Origin of the sequence: Grimontia marina (assembly GCF_900060185.1) — a bacterium.
Classification (GTDB): Bacteria; Pseudomonadota; Gammaproteobacteria; order Enterobacterales; family Vibrionaceae; genus Enterovibrio; species Enterovibrio marinus.
In genome coordinates this window covers 145,364-153,362 of sequence record NZ_FIZY01000005.1, presented here as the reverse complement: position 1 = coordinate 153,362, position 7,999 = coordinate 145,364, and the positions used below count along the sequence as shown (strand labels likewise).

At 49.4% G+C, this 7,999-nt stretch carries 4 protein-coding genes; all 4 read right to left on the bottom strand.

Annotated features, from left to right (window positions below):
* Nucleotides 1–171: 171 nt before the first annotated feature.
* The 4 genes from GMA8713_RS04480 to hemL all read right to left on the bottom strand — a co-directional run bounded on the left by GMA8713_RS04480 (nucleotide 172) and on the right by hemL (nucleotide 7,541).
* A complete protein-coding gene (locus tag GMA8713_RS04480; protein WP_062706152.1) occupies nucleotides 172–3,549 on the bottom strand; it encodes a response regulator in 3,378 nt (1,125 codons plus the stop codon).
* A 246-nt stretch (nucleotides 3,550–3,795) separates the two neighbouring features.
* Entirely contained in the window at nucleotides 3,796–4,815 is a 1,020-nt protein-coding gene (gene rsmC, locus GMA8713_RS04475) for a 16S rRNA (guanine(1207)-N(2))-methyltransferase RsmC (RefSeq protein WP_062706149.1), read from the bottom strand.
* A gap of 105 nt (nucleotides 4,816–4,920) precedes the next feature.
* The gene (locus tag GMA8713_RS04470) at nucleotides 4,921–6,003 is read right to left on the bottom strand and encodes an AI-2E family transporter (RefSeq protein WP_062706146.1); all 1,083 of its coding nucleotides are present in this window, start codon (nucleotides 6,001–6,003) and stop codon (nucleotides 4,921–4,923) included.
* A gap of 248 nt (nucleotides 6,004–6,251) precedes the next feature.
* Nucleotides 6,252–7,541 carry a glutamate-1-semialdehyde 2,1-aminomutase gene (gene hemL / locus GMA8713_RS04465; RefSeq protein WP_062706143.1) on the bottom strand — a complete coding sequence of 430 codons (1,290 nt, stop codon included), beginning with the start codon at nucleotides 7,539–7,541 and terminating at the stop codon, nucleotides 6,252–6,254.
* Nucleotides 7,542–7,999: the final 458 nt, after the last annotated feature.

The following is a 7,999-nucleotide window of genomic DNA, read 5'->3' as shown; positions in this document are numbered from 1 at the left end:
ATCGGTGCTATGATGGCCATTACTCAGTCCTTTTTGTGGGTTTTCTCTGTTTGGCGATAGATCAGATCGCGCAAACTGGACTGAGTTTCTCTTACCTTTGAGATCTACTATTAGGAACAGCTATTTAGTATAAACATAGCGGAAAAAAGCCCCATTACGGGGCTTATGGAATTATCGGGATATTAAGGTCTGTAGCCTTTCCCTGAGTACTTCAAGTTCGTTCCTTTCTCTGTTTTCTTCAAGACAGCGTTCCAGTACAAAGTCGATGGTACTGATAACAGTGCGCCAACGAGGGGATTTAGGGACAGTTTCAACATGGAGGTATTTGTCCAGCGTACGGGTCTGCAAGGTACTTCTGTCTAGGTAGACTCGCCAAAGCCCGCTTTCCTCTGCAAGGTCAAACTTGGTTTTGCCGGTGGAGTTCTGCCAAAAGTTCAAAGTGGCAGTCATCACTTTGACTAGCGTATCTCTGAGGATATCGGCTTTATCTGGTTTGCTGCCTGAGAAGCGGTCTGCCATTCGTGTGAATTCCCCGCCAAGCTCACGAAGTTGCTGAAGCTTCTCCATATCACCGTCATAGGCATAGTCGGACAGTGCCGAGACGGCATTTTCCAAGAGCTGTACGCGGTGTGAAGAAGCTTTCTTTCCGGTATTGAGGATTAGCATCATTTGCATGCCAGAGGACTCGGGCAGTGTGATTAAATCGGTGTCGATTTCGGCGATATCCCCGTCGACTTTAAACCTGAACTGGCCGCTGTAGTGACCTCGTGAGCAGTCTGGTTCAGGCAGCGCCATTGCCAAGAAGTCTTCGAGTTGGTGGCGCTCGATTTGTTCGGCACTGAGACGGAAGATTTCACTGCAAGCATCATTGGCATAACTTATCCGGCCATTCTCTTGCACACAGATAATGCCTTCAGACGCGCTATCCAGCATGGCAAGTAGCCTGTTTTGCACTTCACGAAGGCCAGCTTCCACTTGCTCGCGGAAGTGAATTTCTTTTTGTAACGTGCGATTGTGCTCGCGCTCCTGCTCGGTCAGCGAGGCATTAATATAGGCTCGGATACGGGCACTGAGTTCGTTTTTATTGAAAGGTTTGGTCAGGTAGTCATTGGCTCCCGCATCAAACCCTTTCACCTTATCCTGAACCTGACCTAACGCTGAAAGCATGATGATAGGTAGATCGGCACGACTGTGTCGCTCTCGAAGGTGAGTACATACTTCATAGCCACTAAGCTCCGGCATCATGACATCCAGCAACATCAGCGCAGGTTTTTCCATCGTGACAGACTCAATAGCCTGGCGGCCATTTTCAACGGCTTTCACTCGATAACCTTCGAGACGCAGAAAGTTATTAAGAACCTGTAGGTTTACAGGTTCGTCGTCCACCACCAAGATGAGAGGACCATCTGGGTTTTCCGGCAGCTGGGTGTAATCTGTTTGATCCAGCTCTATACGGGGAGCGGCGAAGTGCGCATTATTGGCAAGACGGGTTTTTGCTTTATCTTCTTCGGTTGCTAGTGGCAAGGTGAAGCTGAACGTCGTTCCTACCATAGGCTGGCTGGATACATAGAGCTGACCGCCCATGATGTCGATAAGCTGGCGACTGATAGATAAGCCAAGTCCTGCCCCCTGACGGTATTGAGCCGCGTTGCCACTGGCTTGGGTCAGTGGCTCGAAGATGTACTCGAGTTGGTCGGAGGGGATTCCCTGACCAGTATCTACCACCTGAATGCGAAGCTGACCTTCTAATACGGTGGCAGAAATGATGATCTTGCCCTCGTCTGTATATTTGATGGCGTTACCAATCAAGTTGTACAACACCTGCTCTAGACGCTGCTCGTCGGCACGCAATAATGGCAGGTCGATGGGGACCTGGTTGATAATACGCACCGGCTTTCCGCCCAGCAGATGGCTGGAAAGCTCAATAACCAACCTCACTGCATTTGCGGTATCTACAGCTTGAGGAGAGATTTCAAGCTCGCCGTAACGCATCTTGTGATAATCCAGCAAATCATCAACGAGGTTGGAAAGGCGCTCTCCACTATTGATAATCATCTGAAGCTGATGCTTTTGACGTTCTGGAAGCGGGCCTTCTGCGCCGGCAAGTATGGACTCAGCAATCCCTACCATACCGTGAAGTGGTGTGCGGAGCTCGTGGGAAGTCGTTGCAAGAAAATCATCTTTCATGCGGTCGGCTTGCTGCAGCTCTTCGTTCTTTTGCTTGATGACTTGAATGTTCTGTTCAAGCTCTTTGTTTTGCTCCCGGATGAGTGCGAGTTTGTCTCGGACTGAGCGCTGCATGCGCGCAAAACTTACTGCCAACCGCCCGATTTCATCTTCGCGGTCAGTATTGTTTATCTTCTGATCCAGATCGCCCGCCGAGACCTGTTCTGCAGCCCAGGTTAGTTTTAGAAGCGGGGCTGTGATGGAGTTAGACAGCATGTGCGAAGCAATGACCACCAACAAGATGGCGATTACCATCACGGCAATGAAGATTTTCTCTAACTGATAAATACGGGCAAAAGCCTCTTCTTCCGGCAGCTCGAGAACAATCGCCCAGGTTGTACCGGTGATGTTGACCGGCGCATAGGCACCTAACACACGTTGGTTGTCAGAGCTTAAGAAGCTGCCAACATCGCGAAGCCCTGCAAGTGCAGCCTCAATGGCGATGCTATTAATTGGCCTTAAAGTGTCTTTGGTCACCAAATTTCGGGGGATCAGGTCATTTCCAACTAGCAGCGTACTGATGTAACCCTTTTCCTGTGGCGTCTTGTTAAGCATTTTGTCCAATGCCGTATTAGGCAGTTTGAACAAAACATAACTGTGTAAATAGCCTTGTTGCATGATCGGCGCAGCAAACCACGCCACCATTTCACCGTCGGCTTGTTGGGTGTAGTCGGTAAACGCTATCGGGGTGTTATCGCCATCGACCAGCGGTGCATCCACTGTTTTCTGTATATCAGCAAAAGTTTTGCCAATGGCAGTATGACGCCACTTCTCGTCGAGTAAGTTAGAACCAAAAACGTCATCCTTAAGTGCGGAATAAACGACATTACCCTTGATGTCGACCAACAAAATATCTGAAAAGTCAGAACGTTTAAGATGCTCTTTGTAAGCCCAGTCGTAGCGCTTGTGCAGGAGGCGGTAGCGCTCGCTGCCAATGAAGTTGCTGTCATTTGTACCTGGAGGAAGCGTTGAGTTGGCATCAGCACCATAGCGCTCACGTGCAACATTTCGGGCAATTTCTTCCGTATCTCCCAATTGGTGGAAGGCGGCAATTAATCCATAGAAGCGTCCACCACTGGCGGTTGCCAGTTCAGAGCGACTGAAGGATTTCACCTCTGAGTGACGGGCATCAAAGTAGCTGATTATTTGCTCTTTTTTGTTATCACGAAGGAAAGATAGGTGTGTGGTGCTTTGTTGTTCGAGATCGCTGCTGTGAGATTCAAGGAAGAAAATCGCCAGCAGGCTGAGAGGCGTAATACTCAGCACCAGAAAAGCCAACATCAGCGTGTGCTGAAGTCGTTTAAATTTCTGCTTTTTTTGCATGTTTCTGCCTGAGAAATTAGAAATCAAAAGGCGCTTTGCTTAGCCGAAATGTTGGAATTTGGCGATGGCTAAAATGGGCGCATATGAAAAACATCTTCAACTCTTATACGGAGTTAATTTTTCTTGGCAAGCAACCTTTGTATGAACTTGGTGTCAATGCGCAAAATTAACGTTTTTGACGAGATGTGTAAAAGTAAAAAATGAAAGGGTGCCTATTGGCTCCCTCGTTTTACATCGTATTTAGTGTCACTTTGATGCGTGATAGATAGCGAACTTGTTGCTCTTAGCTGGCGTTTCACAGTGACCAAATGCTTTCTCAATAAATGGTAAGTAACGAAGGAAACTGTTGGCAACAATTGTTAGACTACCGGAACGGTTCAGGTAATCAGGTGCACGCTCAAGCAAGGTTTCAGTTGCGGTGTAATGCGTTTTAAGGCCAGCGTGAAATGGCGGGTTACTCACGATATGATCGAAGTATCCGTCAATATCGCTATAAACATCTGAGGCACAAACCTCTCCGTCAAGATTGTTAAAACGCAAGGTTTCACGTGCAGAGGCAACCGCCAGCGCACTGATATCTACCATGGCGATCTGCGCGTCAGGATGGCGCAGTTTGATTACTGAACCAATTACCCCTGCTCCACAGCCAAAGTCCAGCACTTTCCCTTTCAGTGCTGGTAGGTTATCCAAAAGCAGTTGGGTACCAGCGTCGAGCTCACCGTGGCTGAATACACCAGGAAGAGAGCGGATGGTCAGTGACTGCTCCCCCACATTGAGTGGATAGCTTTTGTACCAGTCTTCCAATACAAAAGGTGCTGGCTGATTATCACATTGTCCCCAGTAGAAGCTACAGCGGCGGGCTGAGTCAAATTTGGTGACACGGCCGTAGGGCGCAAACATTTTCTCAATGCTTTTTACGCCGCTTCGGTTTTCGCCTACAACTGCTATCTCTGTACCCGTGCCAAGTTCTGCCATCAGCATCGCCAGAAGGAACTCGGCTTCGGCTTTGGCTTTTGGCCAGTACAGCAAAACCATATCGATGTTTGGGTTTGCCTGATAGCTTTCGCCAAACTGCACTTCGATGTTTTGGTAGCGACGCATTTGATTGGCGTAAGCAAGGTTGGTTGTGAAGATGCTGACGCTTGCGGCAGTGTCTTCAAGCTCTGTTGCAAAGGTATCTTCCAATTCACCGGCAAGCAGAACGTGTTTGCCTTCGAAATACTCGATCTGGCGAGCTGCAATTTGGCTAGGAGCAGAGTAGGACATGGATACCTCGGGGCTATCAAACAAAGAGGCGCGGATTCTCCCATAAAGTCACCTGTGAGGGAATATGCCGCGCCTTAGGTTCCTTAGGGTCAACAGACCCTAATATCAGCAGTTGTCTTGCTTCTCAAGGAAGCTGTGGAATTCTGTTTCGTACATTCGGAACAGTACCAGTGTGAGCGAGAAAATGATTGGGCCGTAAATCAATCCCATCAGGCCATACACATGCAGGCCACCAATCAGTGAGAAGAAAATGAGTAAGGTGTTCATCCCTGAATTACCCTGCATCAAAAGCGGACGCAAGATATTATCGACTGAACCAACAATGATAACTCCCCAACCTGCGAGGAATGCAGCCCACTCCCATTGGCCTATCAGGAGCAGATAACCGGCTGCAGGCAACCAGATCAAAGCGGTACCGACTACTGGGATAAACGAGGCGAATGCCATCATAGTGCCCCAGAACAGGCCTGCAAAACCTGCCAGCCACATGGCGAAACCACCCACGATGCCTTGAGCGAGTGCAGTGAGGAAAGACCCCAGCACTGCTGACTTGGCCACTTTCTCAGCTTCATCCAACAAAGTATCTTCCTGACTGCGGGAAAGAGGGCTGACGTGACGGAGCATGTTAATGATCTTGTCGTGATCGCGGAGCAGGAAGAACAGCACGAATAGCATCAACAGGAAGTTCACGAATACACCGGTGACATCACCAAGGATCTTTGAACTCATTCCTAACATTTGAGAGCTCATGGATGAAAGTGTCGATGCTGCTTTAGCAATCAGCTCTTGCGGATTGATAGAATCTGTCGGTAACCATTTATCCACCAAAGCCAACCCTGTCTTCATAATAGGCGCAGCCAGAATCTCCTTTGCTCCTCCTTTGGTGAGCCATTCATAGGCGCCGGTAAAGAAAGTTACCCCCTGACTCAAAATGGCCGCTGCGACAAAAATCATCGGGATGATAATTATCACGGTTAACAACGTACATGAGAGTGCCGAGGCAACGTTAGGGTAAGAAGGTAGCTTGTTTTCAATTTTCTCATGCAGAGGGAAGAACAGTAGGGAGACAATAAATGCTAACACGATGGATCCCAGATACGGCGCGATAAGCATATAGCAGGCGTATGCCGCAAGGAGCAGTGCACCTATCAGTGTCCAGTGTCTCGGTTCGGCCTTGAATGATGCCACAGCATGGCTCCTTAGTTTCTCTCCACGAAGGTCTGGAGAACAGTGTAGTGTGAAGCGTATGATACGTTGTGATAATCCAACGAGAAAGGACAAAAAAGATGGCGTGCTGTGAAGGCAAGTGCGAGTTCAAAAAACGACGCAAACTGAGTCTGCCGTTACTTTGTGTTGTCGTCCTTGTGGTACTTGTGGCGATTTACTGGCAATAAAAAACGGAGCCGAGGCTCCGTTTTGTGGTTCTCTGGCAGTACTTATTCTGATGCCAGCTTAGCGAAGGCGCGGTCAGCGGCTGCTAATGTCGCCTCCAGCTCTTTGTCGCCATGTGCCAAAGAAGTGAAGCTTGCTTCAAATGCAGATGGTGCCAGATACACGCCCTCTTCGAGCATCAGGTGGAAGAAGCGTTTGAATTTCTCGATGTCACACTGCTGAACGTCAGCAAAACAGCTGATGGTGTCTTTGTCGGTAAAGAAGAAGCCGAACATACCGCCAACTTGGTTTACCGCCAGAGCAACGCCGTGTTTATCAGCCGCGGTTTTGAAACCTTCAGCCAAACGCTTGGTCAGCTCTGCAAGATGCGCTTCATTGCCTTCTTTTGACAACTCGGTCAGCGCTGCTTCACCGGCTGCCATGGCGACAGGGTTACCGGAAAGCGTACCTGCCTGATAAACTGGACCCGTTGGCGCGATGTATTCCATCACGTCACGACGGCCACCGAAAGCACCGACAGGCATACCGCCACCGATAACTTTACCCAGAGTCGTCAGATCCGGCTTGATGTTGTAATGTGCCTGCGCGCCACCCAGTGCAACACGGAAGCCTGTCATCACTTCGTCGAAAATCAGCAGTGCGCCGAATTCATCACACAGCCCACGAAGACCTTCCAGGAAACCCTCCTGCGGCGGAATACAGTTCATGTTGCCGGCAACAGGCTCAACGATGATGCAGGAAATCTCGTCAGGGTATTGCTCGAACGCGGCACGCACTGAGTCCAGGTCGTTGAAGGTACAAGTGAGCGTGTGTTTGGCAAAATCTGCAGGCACGCCCGGAGAGGTAGGCTCACCGAGTGTCAGTGCACCAGAGCCCGCCTTCACCAGCAGGCAGTCTGCATGACCGTGGTAGCAGCCTTCAAACTTAATGAATTTGTCGCGGCGGGTAAATCCACGCGCCAGACGGATTGCGCTCATGGTGGCTTCTGTGCCAGAGCTCACCATGCGAACCATTTCCATTGATGGAACCAGCTTGCTAACCAGCTCAGCCAGCGTGATTTCGCGGGCAGTTGGTGCGCCGAAGCTCAGGCCATTTTGCGCTGCGGTGATCACTGCATCACAAATGCTTGGGTGGTTGTGACCCAAGATCATTGGACCCCAAGAGCCGACATAGTCGATGTAGGCTTTTCCATCTGCGTCATAAATGTACGCGCCATCAGCGCGCTCTATAAAAATTGGGTCGCCGCCTACACCTGCGAAAGCGCGAACCGGAGAGTTCACACCGCCAGGGATGGTTTTGCGGGCTTGCTGAAATAGCTCGGCTGATTTTGTCATGCTTCTTTCCTAGGGTCTGTTGGCCTTTGGTGGTTAAATTTTGTTCTTGCGAAAAGCGTTTTAGGCGCGGCGAGCTTTATAACGCTTAGCATTCTAAGTAAATACAGCTCAACAAAGCATAAAGCGCTTTTAGCTGAACCCTTCGGGCGGCGCTTGTGGGGGCTTTCTACCGCGTTATCGGCTTCTCGTGTAGGCCAGCTACATGTCGAAACCTCTGCCTTGTATAAAGTCCCCACAAGCGCCGCAAAAATCATCACCAAAGGTCAACAGACCCTGGACTATTTGATCATTAATTCACTGTCGGTGCGTATTGTACGGGATACGTTGAAAGGGTGCGAGATGGATGATGAGGTAAGCATCACATCCGACTTAAACTTGGTGTATATTGCGGATAAGTTTCCGTGCGAAGAGCAATACTTGAACGAATTAGTCAGGTATTAGATAATGCGGTCAGAATA

Bases quoted from the DNA above. Each gene is read 5' to 3' on its own strand.
- GMA8713_RS04480 (WP_062706152.1), bottom strand. From the start codon at position 3,549: ATGCAAAAAAAGCAGAAATTTAAACGACTTCAGCACACGCTGATGTTG.
- rsmC (WP_062706149.1), bottom strand. From the start codon at position 4,815: ATGTCCTACTCTGCTCCTAGCCAAATTGCAGCTCGCCAGATCGAGTAT.
- hemL (WP_062706143.1), bottom strand. From the start codon at position 7,541: ATGACAAAATCAGCCGAGCTATTTCAGCAAGCCCGCAAAACCATCCCT.